The following is a 16,996-nucleotide window of genomic DNA, read 5'->3' on the forward strand; positions in this document are numbered from 1 at the left end:
GCGGTGTTGGCACGATCGGCATCGCTCAGCGCTTGGACGGCTAGATAATGGGGATAGGATGGCCGTCGTGAGCAGCGCTGCGGCCGCAGGCCATCCGCCCATCGAGTTCGACGGCCTGGTCAAGCGCTTCGGCAAACGCACGGTGCTCGACGACCTGTCCTTCACGGTGCCCGAAGGCAGCGTCGTGGGGCTGCTCGGACCCAACGGGGCGGGCAAGTCCACCGCGATGCGCGTCCTGCTCGGGCTGCAGCGCCCGACCGCCGGGCACGCGCGGATCCTCGGCCACGAGGCGGGATCGGCCGGCTTCCGCGAGGCGACGCGCCGCGTCGGGGCGATCATCGAGGCGCCGCCGTTGTACAAGAACGCCAGCGCGCGCCAGAACCTGGCGATCCGCGCGGCCGCGGTCGGCGTCTCGGGACGCGACGCTGACCCGGAGGCGTTGCTGCGTCGCGTCGGGCTCGGCGACCGCGCCGACGACCACGTCGGCTCGTTCTCGCTGGGGATGCGCCAGCGCGTCGGGATCGCGCTGGCCCTGGTCGGCGACCCGGCGATCGTCGTGCTCGACGAGCCCACCAACGGCCTCGATCCCGAGGGCGCGGTCGAGGTCCGCGACATCGTGCGCTCTTTGCCCGCGCGCGGCGCGACGACGCTGCTGTGCACCCACCGGCTCGCCGAGGTCGAGGCGACCTGCGACTACGTCGTCGTCCTCCAACAGGGCCGGTTGATCATCAGCGGCACGCTCGACGACGTCATCGCCCAAGCCTCCAGCGGCGGCCTGACGATCCGCGTCGCGCCGGCCGAGCTCGACGCGGCGCTAGCGGCGGTCACGGCGCTCGGGCTCGGGAAGACGAGGATCGAGGACGGCGCGATCATCACCGCCGCGGTCCCCGACGACCCGGCGGTCGTCACCCGCACGCTGGCCGAGCGCGGCATCTACCTGCGGGGCCTGGCCGAGCGCCGGGCGACGCTCGAAGAGGCGTTCCTGAAGCTCACCCACTCCCAGGAGGCGCCCGCCGCATGAACGCCGAGCTGCTCAAGCTGCGCTACCTGCCGACCGCGCGCTGGACCGCGGCGTTCGTCGCCGGCGTCGTGCTGATCGTCGGGGTCGTTCTGCTCGCCGTCGCCCCGAAGGACCCCAACAAGTACATCTCGATCCCTGAGACGACGATCGGCCTGACGACCGCGATCGCCGCGATGGTCTTCGGCGTCTGGCTCGCCACCCTCGAGTTCAGCGCCGGCACCCTTCAGCGGACGCTCACCGCCGAGCCCGACCGCAACCGCGTCCTGGCCCACAAGCTCGTGGTGGTGATCACCGTCGCCGCGATCGGCGGCCTGCTCGTCGCCGCCTCGGCCGGTGGCCTGGCCCACCTCGCCGCCAACCGCCACGGGGTCGGCATCGACGACGGCGACCTCGCCGGCCGGCTGTTCGGCTCGGTCCCGGTCTGGATGGCCGGCGCGGCGATCGGCTTCGGCTTCGGCCTGCTGGCCCGGGCGCCCGGCGGCGGCATCGCCGTCAGCCTCGTCTTCGTCCTGGCCTTCGACGGGATCATCAGCTTCATCCCCGGCGTGCAGGACTACACCTACGGTCAGCTCACCTCCGACCTCACCACCAACATCGGCGGTAACGGCCAGACCCAGAACGGCCTCGCCGTCGCGATCATCGGCACGATCGCCTGGTGCGCGCTGATCATCGCCCCGGGCTGGGTGCGGTTCCTGCGGGGCGACCTGAAGTAGCGCCGCGGCCCGGCGCGCTCACCACACGGTCTCGAATAGCAGCTGCGTGACCAGCGCCTGAGCGGCCAGCGCGAGCAGGACGAGGCGCAGCCGCCGTGGCGGGATTGCCGTCGCCGCAGCGGCGCAGGCGAGCGGGACGAACGGCAGCCAGATGCGCTCGGTCTCGGCCTTGGTGAACGCGAGCAGCGAGGCAATGGCAACGACAACGGCGAGTGCGATCGCACCGGGGTCACGGCGACGCACGGCGATCAGCCAGCCGCCGGTGAGCGGGAGGCCGGTGCAGACGGCCCAGGCGACCGGGGAGCCCAGCACCCAGAACCAGTACGGACGGATCTGCGCGAGCGAGTTGCGGTAGACGCCCTCGGTCGCGCGCAGGGTGCCGATCGGGTCATAGCCGTAGGCCGCGGCCAGCCCGGCGTTCAACACCAAGAACGGGATCGCGGAGACGACCGCCAGCCGCGCGGCGGTGCGCCAGCCGTCACGCTGCCAGGTCACCAGCGCCGCGAACGCGCCCGCAGCCAGCAGCGCCCAGGAGCAGAAGGCGGCGAGCGCGAGCACGACCGCGCCGACGGTGCGGTCGCGCCACGAGGGCCGGACCAGCAGCGCTGCCGCCCCGACGCCGAGCGCCGCGTAGACCGCGTCGGCCGACGTGGTCCCGAACAGCAGCAGCCCGGGCGCGGCGGCGGCGAGCAGCCCCGCGGTGCGGGCGGTGCGGTCGTCCTGACCCAGGCCGCGACCCAAGGCATAGGTCAACGGCGCGCACGCGGCGGCGGCGCCGATGCACAGCGCGGCGAAACGCGCCGGCGTCGTCAGGGTCGTCAGGTGGGCGAACAGCAGCAAGCCCGGCGGATGGCCGGCGACGTTGACCGGCACGGCCGGCGCCAGCTCGGCGAAGCGGTCCAGGAAGAAGCGCGACCCATAGGACAACGCGGGCAGACCGGGCAAGTACTCGTTCTTGGCCTCGAACGAGCCGTCTGGGCCGGTGTCGAAGATCGCGAGCCAGCCGTGGGTGCCCGTGCGCGCGGCGTTGATGGTGAGCGCGCAGGCCAGCGCGGCGGTGGAGATCGCGATGATGTAGGCGTTGCGCGGGAGCCGGACGATCGCGGGTCCGGCGACGACGAGCGCGCCCAGCGCCGCGGCCGCCAGGAGCGCCCAGAGGACGTCCGCCTTCGGCGCCCACCCCATCACGAACGGCGGCGTCGCCGTCCCGAGCACGCGGCCGGAGCGCTCGACCAGGATCCCGAGCGCCGTCCACGCCGCGGCGAGCGCCGCTGCGCCGAGCAGGAGGCGGCGCGGGGTGAGACGCGGGTGCCGACCCGACCGGAGCCGCGCGCGGGCCGGGGCAGTCGCGCTCATGCCGCCGCCACCGTCAGCCGCGAGAACGCCCGCGCGAACGCCGTGCCGGGCGCAGCCGCCGCGACGTGGGCGGCGTCCTCGATCGTGTCGACGTCGACGAGCGTCGCGGCGTCGGCGACGCGGAGGCCGAGCGCGGCCAGTCGCGCGCGCTGCGCGGCGAGCGTGTGGTCGACGCTCATCGGCACGCCCACGAGCGTCCGCGGGTCAGCGCGGCGCAGGCCGATGCCCCAGTAGCCGCCGTCGGCGGCCGGGCCGAGGACCGCGTCGTGGTGCTCCAGCGCGGCCAGCGCGTCGGCCAGCATCGCGCCGGTGAGCTGCGGCGTGTCCATGCCGACGATCAGCGCCGGGCCGCCCTCGAGGTCGGTGAACGCGTTGGCGAGCCGCTCGTCCAGGCCGTCACCGCGTTGTGCGATGACTCGCTCGTCGGTCGTCCACGCGCCGGGCGCCCCGTCCAGGACGATCGCCCGCGTGACCGCGTGACCGGCCAGGCGCGCGGCGTCGGCCATCGCGGCGAGCGTGTCGCGCAGCGCCGCCTCGGCGAGGGTCGCGGCCTCGGTCGGCGTGCACGGCGGGCAGAGGCGCGTCTTGACGCGACCCGCCACCGGGGCCTTCGCGATCACCGCGAGCGTGAGGGCGCTCACGCCAGCACCGCCGCCATGTCGCGCACGGTCCGCAGCGTCCCGCGCACGGTCCCGGTCACCTTCGAGCGCCCGGCGCGTTCGCGGTACGGGACGCCGACCTCGTCGATCGTCCACCCGGCGCGGTCGGCGCGCACGACCATCTCCAACGGCCAGCCGAAGCGACGGTCGGTCACGCCGAGGTCGAGCAGCGCGCGGCGGCGCGCGGCGCGCATCGGCCCGAGGTCCTCCAGCCGCGGGCCGCCGCGGCGGGCCAGCTCGCGCACGAGCACGCGGTTGGCCAGCCGGGCGTGGGCCGGCCAGGCGCCGCGGTCGGCGTGGCGGGCGCCGAGCATGAGGTCGGCGCGACCTTCGATCACCGGCGCTGCCACCAGCGGCAGGTCGGCCGGATCGAGCGAGCCGTCGCAGTCCATGAAGCACACGACCTCGGACCGCGCCGCGCGCAGCCCGGCGAAGCAGGCCGCGCCGAACCCGCGCTGGGGTTCCACGACAACTTCGGCGCCGAGCGCGCGCGCCAGCTCCGGCGAGCCGTCGGTCGAGCCGTTGTCGGCGACCACCGCGCGGTAGCCGGGTGGCATCCGCTCCAGCACCCACGGCAGTGCGGCCGCCTCGTCGAGAACCGGAAGGACGACGTCGATCATCAGCTACAACTCCCTCGATGCGGATCCTCGTCACCGGCGGCGCCGGCTTCATCGGAGCGCACGTCGCCGAAGCGCTGCTCGCGCGCGACCACGACGTCCGGATCGTCGACGCGCTGCTGCCCAGCGCCCACGACGGCGTCCCGCCCGGCCTGCCCGCGGCCGCCGAGTTGGTCCACGCCGACCTGCGCGACGCGGAGGTCGCCCGTGCCGCCGTCGCCGGGATCGACGCGGTCTGCCACCAGGCCGCGATGGTCGGCCTGGGCACCGACTTCGGCGACGTCGCCGACTACGTGTCGCACAACGACCTCGGGACCGCGCAGCTGCTGCGCGCGCTCGCGGCCCGCGATTTCTCCGGCCCGCTCGTGCTGGCCTCCAGCATGGTGGTCTACGGCGAGGGCCGTTACGCCTGCGCCGAGCACGGGGACGTCGCGCCCGGCCCGCGCGCCATCGACGATCTGCAAGCCGGGCGCTTTGAGCCGCCGTGCCCGGCCTGCGGCCGCGCGCTGGAGGCCCGCTCCGTCCCCGAGACCGCGCCGCTGGACCCGCGCAACGTCTACGCCGCGACCAAGCTGCACCAAGAGCAGCTCGTCACCGCCTTCGCCCGCGAGCACGACGGGGTGCGCCCCGTGGCGTTGCGCTATCACAACGTCTACGGGCCGCGGATGCCCCGCGACACGCCGTACGCCGGCGTCGCGAGCATCTTCCGGTCGTCCCTGGAACGCGGCGAGGCGCCGCGGGTCTTCGAGGACGGCGCGCAGATGCGCGACTTCGTCCACGTCGCCGACGTCGCGCAAGCCAATGTCCTTGCCTTGGAGGCCGAGGACGACCGCGTGCGCGGCGCGTTCAACGTCGCCTCCGGCACTCCGCGCTCGGTCGGCGACATGGCCCGCGCGCTGGCCGCCGCGATCCCCGGCGGCCCGGCGCCCGTCGTCACCGGCGACTTCCGGCGCGGCGACGTCCGCCACGTCTTCGCGTCTCCCGACCGGGCACGGGAGGTCCTCGGCTTCACGGCGCAGACGATGCTCGAAGCAGGCATGGCCGAGTTCGCCGTCGCGCCGCTGCGCGCGCCCGCGCGGATCTGAGGAGGCCCGCGCGGTCACGACGCGCTCCGGGTCAGCAGCGGGTGCGGCCGACCGGTCGCGGCCAGCTCGACGACGTCGCCGTCGCGCGCGCTCAGCGTCACGTACAGCCGACGCGCGACCGGGTCCAGCGCGATCGCCGACGGACCGCCGGGGAGATACACGCGCCGGACCAGCTCCAGCCGCGGGCGCGTCGCGAAGACCAGCAGCGCGTCGCCGCGGGTATCGGTGACGTAGACCCAGCTTCCGGCCGCGACGACGTGCGTCGGCCCGACGCCGGCCGCGGCGCGCGCGATCCGGCGCCCCGTCTGGCGGTCGCGCAGCTCCAGCACACGCTCGCGCCCCAGCAGCACCGCGCGGGCCGCGCCCACCTCGGCGACCGCGCGGGCGGGTCCGGCCGCCGGCGGCAGCTCGTCGATGCTCGCCGAGCCGCAGCCACCCGCCGCGACGGTCAGCGCGACCACGGCGATGGCGCGCGCGGCGATCACGTCGTCAACGCCGCGAACCAGCGCCCGTCGTCGCTCCAGCGCTCGGCGACCGCAAACCCGGCATCCGCCGCCGGCCCGTCGATCGCGTCGACCGCCACGCGCGCCCAGGCAAACGGCGCGCTCGTCCGGGTCTCGCCCTCCAGGCGCACGCGCCCGGACCGCAGCCCGGCGCCGGGCGCCTCCAGCTCCACCAGCACGTGCCCGTCAGCGCGCAGCATCGCCGCGACCCGGGCCAGCAGCGCGACCGGGCAGCCGCCGATCCCGATGTTGCCGTCAAGCAGCAGCGCGGTCCGCCAGCTCCCCGCCCCGGGCAGGTGGTCGAAGATCGATCCGTGGACGACGTCGGCGCCGCCGCGGCGCGCCAGCGCAACCGCCGCAGGCGTGACGTCCACGCCGACCGCGAGCACGCCCCGGCGCGCCAGCGCGTGGACGTGGCGCCCTGGCCCACAGCCGACGTCGAGCACCGGCCCGCGCGCCCGCGCCAGCAGCCGCTCGTCGCAGGCCGTCGCGCGCCCGAGCCACGGCGCGACGTCCACCGGCCACGCAGTCCCGTCGTCGAGCCGCGCGACCAGCGCCCCACCATCGCTGAGCGCCTCCGAGTAAAGGTCGGCCGGGTCGTTCACGGCGCCCGACACTACGTCGATGGACCTTACGGATCGATGACGGATGCCCCGGACCTTGCGCCAACTCGGTCCGCACGTGTCATCGTCGGCGGCGCATGACCGAGCAGCCCCGCACCCCCGCGTCGGTCCTGGTGGTCGACGACGAGCCGACGATCGGCGAGATCGTCTCGCGCTACCTGGAGCGCGAGGGCTACGACGCACGCGTCGTCGGCGACGGGCACGCCGCGATGGACGCCTTCACGCGCCAGCGCCCGGACCTCGTCGTGCTCGACGTGATGATGCCCGGCATCGACGGCCTGGAGGTCATGCGCCTCATGCGCGAGCAGCAGGGCGCGCGCACCGCGATCATCCTGCTGACCGCCCGCGGCGAGGAGACCGACCGCATCGCCGGCCTACAACTTGGCGCCGACGATTACGTCGTCAAGCCGTTCTCCCCCGCCGAGCTGGTCGCGCGCGTCGGCGCCGTGCTGCGCCGCCACGACCCGGCGACGACGTGGGCGCCGCGCGTCGAGGTCGACGACCTCGTCATCGATCCCGAGTCGCGCGAGGCGACGCGCGCGGGCGAGCCGCTGCTGCTGACCCAGCGCGAGTTCGATCTATTGCTCTTCCTCGCCCAGCACCCCGGCAAGGCCTTCGCCCGCGAGCAGCTGATGGACCACGTCTGGCGGTTCTCCTATTACACGGACACCTCGACGGTCACCGTCCACATCCGACGGCTGCGCGCCAAGATCGAGCGCGACCCCGACCAACCCAAGTACATCGAGACGGTCTGGGGCGTCGGCTATCGCTTCGCCGCGCCAACGTCATGACCATGATCCGCACGACCGCGCTCGGGCTGCTGTGCTCGACGTTGACCGCACTGGCGCTGTCGGCCGTGGCCGGCCTGGTCTATGGCGGCCATGCGTTCGTCGTCACCGCCGAGATCCTGCTGCCGCTGGGCTGGGCGACGGTCGCGCTGACCACCGTCGCCGTCTCGCACCGCGCAGTGCTCGGTGGCCTGCGCGCGCAGTTCGGGGCGATCGCCGCGATCGCGGGCGCCCAGCTGGCCGCGGGCGTCGGGCTGTTCGTCGCCATCATGTTCGTCTCGCCCCACGACGCGCTGCTGACCGTGCTGCTGGTGGTCGACTGCGGCGTGCTCGCGCTGTGGGCCGGGCTCGTCCTGGGCCGCCGCGCGCTGGCCGACCTCGACGCGGTCCGCACGACGCTCGACGCGGTCGGCGAAGGACGACGCGACGTGCTGACCGGCGCGGGCGCGGCGGACGCCGTGCCAACCGACGAGCTGGGACGCCTGGCCGCCGACGTGGACGTGATGGTCGGCCGCTTGCACGACGAGGAGGAGGCCCGCTCGCGCCTCCTCGCCGCGGTCTCGCATGACCTGCGCACGCCGCTGACCGCCCTGCGGCTGCTGGCCGAGGCGATCGGCGACGGCGTCGTCGACGAGCACGACCGCGGCGAGTACGCGCGGCGGATGGGCACGCACCTGACCGCGCTGAGCGCGCTGGTCGACGACCTCTTCGAGCTGACGCGCGTGCGCAGCGGCGACCTCGGCGCGATGACCGAGCGCGTCCGCCTGGACCTGCTCGTCGCCGAGACCGTCGACGCGATGCGCCCGACCGCCGCCGCGGGCGCCGTCGCGGTGCGCTCCGAGTCGGCCGCCGACCTGGCGGTCGCGCGCGCCAACCCCGACAAGGTCCAGCGCGTCCTCTACAACTTGATCCAGAACGCGATCCGCCACACGCCGCCCGACGGCGAGGTCACGGTTCGCGCGCTGGCGCACGGCGGCGAGGTCGAGGTCCAGGTCTCCGACACCGGCAGCGGCATCCCGGCGCCGCTGCGCGACCGCGTCTTCGAGCCGTTCTTCCGCGCCGACGCCTCGCGCACCGACGCGGGCGCCGGCCTCGGGCTGGCGATCGCCCAGGCGATCGTCGAGGCCCACGGCGGCCGGATCTGGGTCGCCGAGCCGGAGACCGGCGCCTCGGTGCGCTTCCGGCTGCCCGGCGTGTCCGAGGCGGCGCGCTGACGTGCCCCTGCTGCCGAAGGACCCGCCGCCCGGCCCCAGCCGCGAGGACTTCTGGCTCTCCCCCGTCCGCGGCCCGTGGCTGACCACGATCCTCGGGTCGGTCCTGCTCGTCGCGGTGGTGATCGTCGGCGCGACCGGGTTCCTCTCGCACGCGGCCTATAACCCGGACCTGGGCGCCAACGCGGTCGTCCCGCGCGACCATGACCTACAACTGCTGATCTTCGACTGGCCGACGCGGCCGGTGTGGCTGTTCGCCTTGAACCAGTCGCTCCACACGATCGTCGGGATCATCGCCGTGCCGTTGTTGTTGGCCAAGCTGTGGTCGGTGATCCCCAAGCTGTTCGCGTGGCCGCCGGTAGCGTCGCCCGCGAAGGCACTGGAGCGGCTCTCGCTGCTCGGGCTCGTCGGCGGCGCGATCTTCCAGTTCGGCACGGGGATCTTCAACGCCCAGCTCTACTACCCGTGGCACTTCAACTTCGTTGTCGCGCACTACTACGGCGCGTGGGTGTTCCTCACCGCGCTGGCGCTGCACGTGGCGATCAAGCTGCCGACGATGCGGCGCGCGATCCGCGAGCGCGGTGCCTTGCAGCCGCTCATCGACGGGATCGCCGCCACCGAGGCCGAGCCCTATGAAGCCGGCGGCCTGGCGCCGCCGGTCCCCGAGCCCGCGACGATCTCGCGCCGCGGCGTCTTCGCGCTGGTCGGCGCCGCCTCGGCCGGGCTGTTCGTCGTCACCGCCGGGCAGTCGATCGGCGGGCCGCTGCGGTCGGTCGCGCTGCTGGCGCCGCGCGGACGCGGGACGACGTTCCCGGTCAACAAGACCGCGCGGCTGGCGCGCGTGACGCCGGCGATGGTCGGCGCGGCGTGGCGGCTGGAGCTGACGAGCGGCGGCGACGGAGGCACCGCGCCGCTCATGCTCTCGCGCGCCGCGCTGCTGGCGATGGACCAGCACAGCCACGACCTCCCGATTGCCTGCGTCGAGGGCTGGACGACGACCCAGCGCTGGACCGGCGTGCGGCTGAAGGACCTCGCCGCCCGCGCGGGCGCAGGCAAGGACATGCTGTTGCACGTCGAGTCGCTGCAGCCGCACGGCGCGTTTCGCCAGACGACGTTGAGCACCGACCAGTGGCATGACGACCAGGCGCTGCTGGCCCTGCAGGTCAACGGCGCCGACCTGCCGCTCGACCACGGCTACCCGGCCCGCATCATCGTCCCGGCCCTGCCCGGCGTGCATTGCACGAAGTGGGTCGGCAAGCTCGCGTTCGGGGCCGCGGCATGACCGCGGCGTTCCGCAGGTACTACGGCGCCTCGCCGCTGCACCTGCTCGGGCACCTCGTCGCGTTCGCGATCGCCTACTACGCGCTCAGCGAGGTCTTGTTGTCCCGCTACAGCCACTGGATCAACTGGGTCGCGTGGTTCGTCGGCGGCGCGCTGCTGCACGATCTCGTCTTCCTCCCGATCTACGTGCTGTTGGACGCCATCGCCCGCCTCGGCGTCGTCGACCACCCGCTGCGCCAGGTCAACGCCATCAACCACATCCGCGTCCCGGCCGTGATGGCCGGCGTGATGTTCCTGGTGTTCTTCCCGCTGATCCTCGGCGACGGCCGCGAGAACTACGTCAAGGACGTCGGGCACGCCCCGCCGGACTTCCTGGCGCGCTGGCTGCTGATCTGCGCGATCCTGTTCAGCGCATCAGCGTTGGTGTACGCCATCCGATTGCGAAGGAGCCGCGCATGAGCGACGAGCAGGTCCCGGACGGCCGCCCGATCGGGCGGCGCGCGTTCTTTGGCGTCGTCGGCGTCGGGATCACGGGCCTGCTGTGGGGCGACCAGGTCGCGCGACTCGTCGCGAAGTCCACGACGGTGCTGCCGGCGCCGGTGCGCTCGGCGATCCCGCTCGGCGAGGGCTGGCGCATCTACTCGGTCAACCCGCCGTTCCCCCACTTCCACCCCGCGACCTGGCGGCTGGAGATCGACGGGCTCGTCGAGCGGCCGCAGCGCTTCACGCTCGACGACCTGCAGGCCCTCCCCGCCGCGCAGCAGGTCTCCGACTTTCACTGCGTCACCGGCTGGTCGGTCAACGACGTGCGCTGGCGCGGCGTGCGCTTCGACGACCTGCTGGCCAGCGCGGGCCTGCTGCCCAACGCGACGGCGCTGTCATTCGTCTCCTCCGAGAAGCCCTACGTCGACACGCTCACCCTGGAGCAGATCCGCGCCGCGCCCGACGCGATGCTCGCGCTGGAGATGGACGGCAAGCCGCTGACGCGCGAACACGGCGCGCCCGCGCGCGTCGTCATGCCGCAGATGTACGGGTACAAGGGCGTCAAGTGGGTCCAGCGGATCACCGTGACCGACACGGTCAAAGACGGCTACTGGGAACAGCGAGGCTATGACCGCGACGCGTACGTCGGTCGTTCCAACGGCCTCTGAGCCGCCCGCCACGGTCCCGCGCTTTGGCTCCACCGAGCGCGCCGTGCACTGGGTCCACGCGGTCGCGTTCTTCTCGCTGTCGGCGTCCGGGCTGGCGCTCTACCTGCCGGTGCTGGCCAGCGCGATCGGCGACCGACCGTTGTTGAAGGCCTTGCACCTGGGCACGGCGGGCCTGTGGCTGACCGCGCTGCTGGCGCTGACCGTCGGCGGCGACCACCGCCGCCTGCGCCGCACGCGCCAAGAGCTCGAGCGCTTCACCGACGATGACATCCGGTGGCTGCGCCGGCAGCGGGGCGCGCGGGCGGGACGCTTCAACGCCGGGCAGAAGGTCCACGCGGTGCTTCAGTCCGCGCTGGCCGCGCTGTTCGTCGTCACCGGCATCCTGCTGTATCTCGGCGAGCGCAACACCGCGCTGCGCTTCCCGGGCACGATCCCCGTCCACGACGCCTGCATGTTCGCCGCGCTGGCGTTGGTCACCGGCCACCTCTACCTCGCGCTCGTCCATGAGCCGACCCGCCCGGCGCTGCAAGGCATGACCGACGGCCGCGTCGACGCCGCGTTCGCCCGCAAGCACCACGCGGCCTGGACGCCGGAGCCGGACGTCTGGCGTCCTTCGCCACAGACCCGCCTCGCCGGGGCCCTCGTGCTGCTCGCCGGCAGCGTCGCGACGGTCGTGCTGATCCTCGACACCCTCCGCTGAAAGGCCCTGATGCCCGACTTCTCCGACCTGCGCGCGCTGTTTCTCAACTGCACGCTCAAGCCCGGCACCGAGCCGTCCAACACCCAAGCCTTGATGGACAACGCCATTGCCATCATGGACGCCCAAGGCGTACAGGTGGAGTCGGTCCGCGTCGCCGACCTCGACGTCCCGCCCGGCGTGCAGCCCGACATGACCGAGCACGGCTTCGCGACCGACGAGTGGCCCGCGCTCCAGGAGCGCGTCTTCGCCGCCGACATCCTCGTCCTCGGCACGCCGATCTGGCTCGGCGAGAAGACGAGCATCGCCACCCGCGTGATCGAGCGCCTGTACGGCTACTCGGGGCAGCTCAACGAGGCCGGGCAGTGGATCTACTACGGCCGCGTCGGCGGCGTGATGGTCACCGGCAACGAGGACGGGATCAAGCACGTGGCCATGAACGTGTTGTACTCCTTGCAGCACCTCGGCTACGTGATCCCGCCACAGGCCGACTGCGGTTGGATCGGCGAGGCCGGGCCCGGACCGTCCTACGCCGACCCGGGCAGTGGGGGCCGCGAGAACGAGTTCACCCAGCGCAACACCACGTTCATGGCGTGGAACCTGATGCACTTGGCGCGGATGTTGAAGGACGCGGGCGGGATCCCCGCCTACGGCAACCAGCGCGCCGAGTGGGACGCGGGCGCGCGCTTCGACCACCCCAACCCGGAGTACCGCTGACGTCGGCCGACCCCATCCTGCGCGCTCGGGGCCTGGTCAAGGTCCACGGCAGCGGCCGCGCCGAGCGGCGGATCCTCGACGGCGTCGACCTGGAGGTCGAGCGCGGCGAGCTGGTGGCGATCGTCGGGCGGTCGGGCAGCGGCAAGTCCACGTTGTTGCAGCTGCTCGGCGGGCTGGACCGTGCCGATGCCGGGGCGGTCACGGTCGCCGGGCGTCCCGTGGCCGGCGCGTCGGAGCGGGCGTTGAGCGCGCTGCGCCGAGAGGAGATCGGCTTCGTCTTTCAGTTCTTCCACTTGTTGCCCGAGCTCGACGGCGAGGCCAACGTCCTGCTGCCCTCGACGTTGCCGGGCGCTGACGGCCCCGCGGTCGCCGCGCGTGGGCGGGCGCTGATCGAGCAGCTCAGCTTGGGCGCGGTCGCGGGCCTGCGGCCGCATCAGCTCTCCGGCGGCGAGCAGCAGCGCTTCGCGCTGGCCCGGGCGCTGGTCGGGGATCCGTCGCTGGTGTTGGCCGACGAGCCGATCGGCAACCTCGACGCCGCCGCGGGCGCCGTCGTCCTCGACCTCCTGCGCGGGATCGCCGACGACGGGCGCGCGGTGGTGATGGTCACCCACCAGCCCGAGGCCAGCGCACGCGCCGATCGCGTGCTGCGCCTGCAGGACGGCGCGCTGACGCCGGCATGAGCGCCGCGGCGTTCGCCCTTCGCACCGCGTGGACGTCGCTGCGCGCGCGGCCGGGTCGCGCGCTGCTGACCGGCGTCGGGATCGCGGCGGCCGGGCTCGTCCTCGGCGTCGCGCTAAGCGTCGCCTACGCGCTGTCGACCGGCTTTGACCGGGCCGCCGAGCGGGCCGACGTGCCGACGGTCGTGGCGCGCTTTGCCGAGCAGGACCGGGAGGTCGTCGCACGCGCGGTCGGGGATCTGCCGAACCTCGCGGCGGCGTCGTATCGCTATGAGCGCACAGGGCTGCCGCTGCGTGCCGCGGACGGGCACCGCACGCGCCAGGGTGTTCTGCAGGTGGTGCCGGACGGGCGGCGCGGCTACGCGATCGTCGCGGGGCGTGACCTGACGCCGGGCGCGCGCGGCACCGACGAGGTCGTGATCGAGCGCGGCCTCGCGCGCGCGTGGGACCTCGGCGTCGGCGACACGCTGGACGTCGGGCGGTTGGGCGAGCTGCGGGTGGTGGGCGTGTCGGTCGCGCCGGACAACGTGGCGTTCCCGCTGGCCAAGACCGCGCGGGTGACGGTGAGCGAGCCCGCGCTGCTGGCACGGCTGGGCGCCCAGCCCGGCGAGCGCTTCCCGGTCAACATGGTGGCCTTGTGGGCGCAGGATGGGTCGCGCGCCGACGTCCTGGTCTCCGCGGCGCGCCAGTCGTCGTTCGGGCTGCGCGAGCTGCGGTTCCTCACGCGCAGCGGCGTGCAGGCGCTGATCGGCCAGGCGGCCGGGATCGTCGTGGCGTTGTTGGTGGCCTTTGGCATCGTGGCGGCCGGGCTGGCGGGCGTGCTGCTGGCGGCGGGCGCGCAATCGGAGGTCCAGCGCGCCTTGGACCGGATCGGGCTGCAGCGCGCGCTGGGCGTGACGCCGGGCGCGGTCGTCGGCGTCCACGCCGCGCGTGGGGCGCTGGTGGCCGCGCCGGCGGCGGCGGTGGGACCCGTGGTCGGCGCGGTGGTCGCGCGTGCGCCGACCGCGAGCGTGTTGTCGTCCTTGAACGAGCTGGCGCCCGGGTGGGGCGTGGAGGTGCTGCTGCTCGGCGCCGTGTGGCTGGCAGCGGTGGCGCTGGTTGCCGCGTGCGCGGCGCTGCCGGCCTGGCGCGCGGCGCGACGGGCGCCCGCGACGCTGTTGCGTGGCGGTGACGTGGCGGACCCGCCGCGGCGGCGGCGCGGGGGCGGCGGCTTCGGGCGTGGGCGGACGCGCGGCGGCCTCGGCGCGCTCGGCGCCCGGCTGGTGGCGGCGCGCCGCGCGCGCTTCGCGTCGGTCATCGCGGTCCTTGGGACGGCGACGGGCGTGGTCCTGCTGCTGCTCGCGCTGGCCACCACGCTCGAGGCGCTGCGCGACGACCCCGCGACGCTGGGCAAGCGCTATCAGTTGACCGCGCGGCTGGATCCCTCGCAAGCGGCCGCCGTCGCCGCGATCCCGGGCGTCGAGGCCGCGGCGCCGCGGTTCTCGATCGACGCGGTCAGCGCCTCATCGCTGGGGTCGCCACTCAAGGTCATCGCCTACCCGGGCGACCACACGCGCTTCGAGGCGCCGCCGCTGGCCGAGGGTCGCCGCGTACGCGGGCCGGGCGAGGCGGAGGTCGGGCTCGGGCTGGCCGACGCGCTCGGCCTGCGGCCGGGCTCGACGCTTGTCGTCCAGCCGGCGTCCCCGCGTGAGGCGCGCTTCCGCGTCGTCGGGGTCGTGCGCGCGCTGCAAGACGAGGGCCGCGTCGCCTACGTCCAGCCGGCGCGGTTGGAGGCGGCAGGCGCGGCGCTCAGCGGGCCGATTGTCCTGCGCCTGCGCGACGGCGCCGACCGCGCGCGGATTGCCCGCGGCCTGCGCGACCTCGGCGCCAGCGCCGACCCGGTCCGCGGCGCGACCGGAGACAACGGCGCCTTTCTCGGCGTCCTGGCCGGGCTGCTGCGCGTCGTGGCCTTGAGCGTCGCGCTGGTCTGCCTGCACGCGCTGGTGGGCGCGCTGGCGCTGACCGCGCGCGAACGGCGCGGCGCGGTCGCGACGCTGCGCGCCGCCGGTGCCGACGCCGGCGCGTTGGCGCGGCTGCTGGGCGGCGCGGCGGTGGCGGTCGTCGCCCCCGCGCTGGTCGTGGCGACCATGTTGGAGGCGTTGGTCCTGGCGCCGCTGGTCGCGCGGCTGGCCGCGGGATATGCGGACCTGCCGCTCGGCGCGAGCGCCGGCCAGGTGCTGTTGGTGGCCGGTGTGTTGTTATCGTTGTCGCTTGTCGCCGCCGCGCTGACCGGGCGGCGCCTGACGCGCGAGCCGGTCGTCGCCGGGCTGCGGGAGGAGGCATGACCCGGCGCGCCCGGCCCACCCGCCGCGAGCTACTCGCGTCGTCCGCCGCCGCGGCGGCCGCGGCGCTGCTGGGCGGCTGCGGCGCGGCCGGACGGGGCGGCGATCCGGGCTCGACGCTCCTGCGCACGCTCGTCGACCCCGACGGCGACGGCCTCCTGGCCCGCGGCCCCGGCTTGCCGCTGGCCGACCGCACCGAGCTGGCGCCGCGCGCCGGGGCGACCGGCCGAGCCCTGGCCGCCGTCGCCCAGGTCTCCGACCTGCACGTGCGCGACGCGCAGTCACCCGGCCGCGTCGCGTTCCTGGACCGGCTCGGCGCGCCGCTGGGATCGGCCTTCCGCTGGCACGAGGCGCTGACCGCGCAGACCGTCGCCGCGGCCGTCGAGGCCGTCAACGCCGCACGGCCACAGGCGGTCCTGGTGACCGGCGACCTCGCCGACTCCGCCCAGCGCAACGAGCTGGAGTGGGCGCTCGGGCTCCTGCGTGGCGGCACGGTCCGGCCAGACTCCGGCAGGCGGGGCTACCAAGGCGTACAGGATGCGTCGATCCCCGACCCCTTGTACTACCGGCCCGACGTCGACGCTCCGAGACATCCCGAGCTCCTGCGCCGTGCCGTCGCGCCGATCCGCTCGCCCGGTCTCGACGCACCCTGGCACGCGGTTTTGGGCAACCACGACATCTTGGTCGCGGGCGAGGTCGCGCCGTCGGACGCGACGCGCGCAGCGGCCACCGGCGACCGCCTGCTGGTGACGCCCGCACCGGAGCTGCTGGAGTCTTTGCGCGGCGCCGCACCAACGCGGGCCCAGGTCGACCAGCTCCTCGCCGCAGGCCTGGCGGGCGACGCGATCCGCGTCGCGCCCGACCCGGCGCGGACCCAGCTCGACGCCGCCGACGTCGTCGGGCGGCTGCGCGCGGGCGCGTCCGAGCGGCTCGACTACGCCGTCGACGTCGGCGACCAGTTGCGCATGATCGTCCTGGACCTCGTCCGCCGCGACGCCGGATCGGGCGGCCTCGTCACCCCCGCCACCCTCGCCGCGCTCCAGCGCGATCTCGCCGCCGCAGGCAACCGCTACATCATGGTCGCCGTCCATCAGCCGCTCCACGGCACCGCTGGCGGCGACGCGATCTTCGACGTGTTGGACGCCGACCCCCGCGTTATCGCCGTACTCGCCGGCCACACCCACCGCAACGCGATCGCACCTCGACGCGCCGCCGCCGGCGGCTACTGGCTGATCACCACCGCCTCGATCGTCGACTGGCCCCAGCAGTGGCGCGCCCTGCGCCTCGTCGAGACCGCCGGCCGCGGCCTCGCGATCGAGACCTGGATGGCCGACCACACCGGCCGGCCCAACGACGAGTCCTCGCTGGCCGGCATCGCCCGCGACCTCGCCTTCCTCGACCCCCAAGGCGGCCGGCCCGTCCACGCCGCTGGGCCTGCATCTGCGCGCAACGTCCGCCTCCACCTCCCCGCCGGCCGCGCGCCTCGCCCGCCACGCCGGCCGGGCGTCCCCCGCGCGCTCCCGCCGCAGACCGCGCCGGACCGCCTGGGAGCGGGCGACGCGATCAGCGGCTGAGC

Annotated in this window: 18 protein-coding genes; 13 read left to right on the forward strand and 5 right to left on the reverse strand. The window is 74.6% G+C overall.

The window, feature by feature from the left end:
- Positions 1-67 precede the first annotated feature (67 nt).
- Both ACT01A_RS10155 and ACT01A_RS10160 read left to right on the forward strand, forming a co-directional pair.
- Entirely contained in the window at positions 68-1,021 is a 954-nt protein-coding gene (locus tag ACT01A_RS10155; protein ID WP_445152131.1) for an ATP-binding cassette domain-containing protein, read from the forward strand.
- Positions 1,018-1,734, forward strand: coding sequence for a hypothetical protein (locus ACT01A_RS10160; protein ID WP_445152132.1), 717 nt, complete (start codon positions 1,018-1,020; stop codon positions 1,732-1,734). Before ACT01A_RS10155 ends, ACT01A_RS10160 begins: the two co-directional genes overlap by 4 nt.
- Before the next feature lie 18 nt (positions 1,735-1,752).
- On the opposite strand, the gene ACT01A_RS10165 is transcribed toward ACT01A_RS10160, so the two are convergent.
- Genes ACT01A_RS10165 through ACT01A_RS10175 form a run of 3 tightly spaced genes read right to left on the reverse strand, consistent with a single transcriptional unit; the run spans position 1,753 to position 4,369 of the window.
- Positions 1,753-3,090 (reverse strand): hypothetical protein, encoded by a 1,338-nt coding sequence (locus ACT01A_RS10165; RefSeq protein WP_445152133.1) that lies wholly within the window; start codon positions 3,088-3,090, stop codon positions 1,753-1,755.
- On the reverse strand, positions 3,087-3,731 hold the full coding sequence (locus ACT01A_RS10170; RefSeq protein WP_445152134.1) for a TIGR04282 family arsenosugar biosynthesis glycosyltransferase: 645 nt from the start codon (positions 3,729-3,731) through the stop codon (positions 3,087-3,089). Before ACT01A_RS10170 ends, ACT01A_RS10165 begins: the two co-directional genes overlap by 4 nt.
- A complete protein-coding gene (locus ACT01A_RS10175; protein ID WP_445152135.1) occupies positions 3,728-4,369 on the reverse strand; it encodes a glycosyltransferase family 2 protein in 642 nt (213 codons plus the stop codon). The genes ACT01A_RS10170 and ACT01A_RS10175 overlap by 4 nt, the downstream gene beginning before the upstream one ends.
- Before the next feature lie 17 nt (positions 4,370-4,386).
- Between ACT01A_RS10175 and ACT01A_RS10180 the strand changes: the two genes are divergently transcribed.
- On the forward strand, positions 4,387-5,451 hold the full coding sequence (locus ACT01A_RS10180; protein WP_445152136.1) for an NAD-dependent epimerase/dehydratase family protein: 1,065 nt from the start codon (positions 4,387-4,389) through the stop codon (positions 5,449-5,451).
- Positions 5,452-5,465: 14 nt separating this feature from the next.
- Here the strand turns inward: ACT01A_RS10180 and ACT01A_RS10185 are convergent, their stop codons facing one another.
- Positions 5,466-5,936, reverse strand: coding sequence for a YncE family protein (locus ACT01A_RS10185; RefSeq protein ID WP_445152137.1), 471 nt, complete (start codon positions 5,934-5,936; stop codon positions 5,466-5,468).
- The gene (locus ACT01A_RS10190; RefSeq protein WP_445152138.1) at positions 5,933-6,571 is read right to left on the reverse strand and encodes a class I SAM-dependent methyltransferase; all 639 of its coding nucleotides are present in this window, start codon (positions 6,569-6,571) and stop codon (positions 5,933-5,935) included. The genes ACT01A_RS10185 and ACT01A_RS10190 overlap by 4 nt, the downstream gene beginning before the upstream one ends.
- An 83-nt stretch (positions 6,572-6,654) precedes the next feature.
- On the opposite strand from ACT01A_RS10190, the gene ACT01A_RS10195 reads away from it, so the two are divergent.
- The 10 genes from ACT01A_RS10195 to ACT01A_RS10240 are packed head-to-tail and all read left to right on the forward strand — an operon-like array spanning position 6,655 to position 16,994.
- Entirely contained in the window at positions 6,655-7,368 is a 714-nt protein-coding gene (locus tag ACT01A_RS10195) for a response regulator (protein ID WP_445152139.1), read from the forward strand.
- A 2-nt stretch (positions 7,369-7,370) separates the two neighbouring features.
- Complete coding sequence (locus ACT01A_RS10200; RefSeq protein WP_445152140.1) at positions 7,371-8,579, forward strand: sensor histidine kinase; 1,209 nt, start codon at positions 7,371-7,373, stop codon at positions 8,577-8,579.
- Between the two features lies 1 nt (position 8,580).
- Positions 8,581-9,858: a molybdopterin-dependent oxidoreductase gene (locus ACT01A_RS10205; protein ID WP_445152141.1), complete on the forward strand. Its 1,278-nt coding sequence runs from the start codon at positions 8,581-8,583 to the stop codon at positions 9,856-9,858.
- Positions 9,855-10,316 carry a hypothetical protein gene (locus ACT01A_RS10210; protein ID WP_445152142.1) on the forward strand — a complete coding sequence of 154 codons (462 nt, stop codon included), beginning with the start codon at positions 9,855-9,857 and terminating at the stop codon, positions 10,314-10,316. The genes ACT01A_RS10205 and ACT01A_RS10210 overlap by 4 nt, the downstream gene beginning before the upstream one ends.
- Positions 10,313-11,008, forward strand: coding sequence for a molybdopterin-dependent oxidoreductase (locus ACT01A_RS10215; RefSeq protein ID WP_445152143.1), 696 nt, complete (start codon positions 10,313-10,315; stop codon positions 11,006-11,008). Before ACT01A_RS10210 ends, ACT01A_RS10215 begins: the two co-directional genes overlap by 4 nt.
- Positions 10,968-11,708, forward strand: coding sequence for a cytochrome b/b6 domain-containing protein (locus ACT01A_RS10220; protein WP_445152144.1), 741 nt, complete (start codon positions 10,968-10,970; stop codon positions 11,706-11,708). Before ACT01A_RS10215 ends, ACT01A_RS10220 begins: the two co-directional genes overlap by 41 nt.
- Before the next feature lie 9 nt (positions 11,709-11,717).
- Complete coding sequence (locus tag ACT01A_RS10225; protein ID WP_445152145.1) at positions 11,718-12,422, forward strand: flavodoxin family protein; 705 nt, start codon at positions 11,718-11,720, stop codon at positions 12,420-12,422.
- The gene (locus tag ACT01A_RS10230; protein WP_445152146.1) at positions 12,374-13,102 is read left to right on the forward strand and encodes an ABC transporter ATP-binding protein; all 729 of its coding nucleotides are present in this window, start codon (positions 12,374-12,376) and stop codon (positions 13,100-13,102) included. The genes ACT01A_RS10225 and ACT01A_RS10230 overlap by 49 nt, the downstream gene beginning before the upstream one ends.
- On the forward strand, positions 13,099-15,423 hold the full coding sequence (locus tag ACT01A_RS10235; protein WP_445152147.1) for an FtsX-like permease family protein: 2,325 nt from the start codon (positions 13,099-13,101) through the stop codon (positions 15,421-15,423). The genes ACT01A_RS10230 and ACT01A_RS10235 overlap by 4 nt, the downstream gene beginning before the upstream one ends.
- Entirely contained in the window at positions 15,420-16,994 is a 1,575-nt protein-coding gene (locus tag ACT01A_RS10240; RefSeq protein WP_445152148.1) for a metallophosphoesterase, read from the forward strand. The genes ACT01A_RS10235 and ACT01A_RS10240 overlap by 4 nt, the downstream gene beginning before the upstream one ends.
- Positions 16,995-16,996: the final 2 nt, after the last annotated feature.

The sequence above is a fragment of the Baekduia sp. Peel2402 genome (assembly GCF_052567285.1).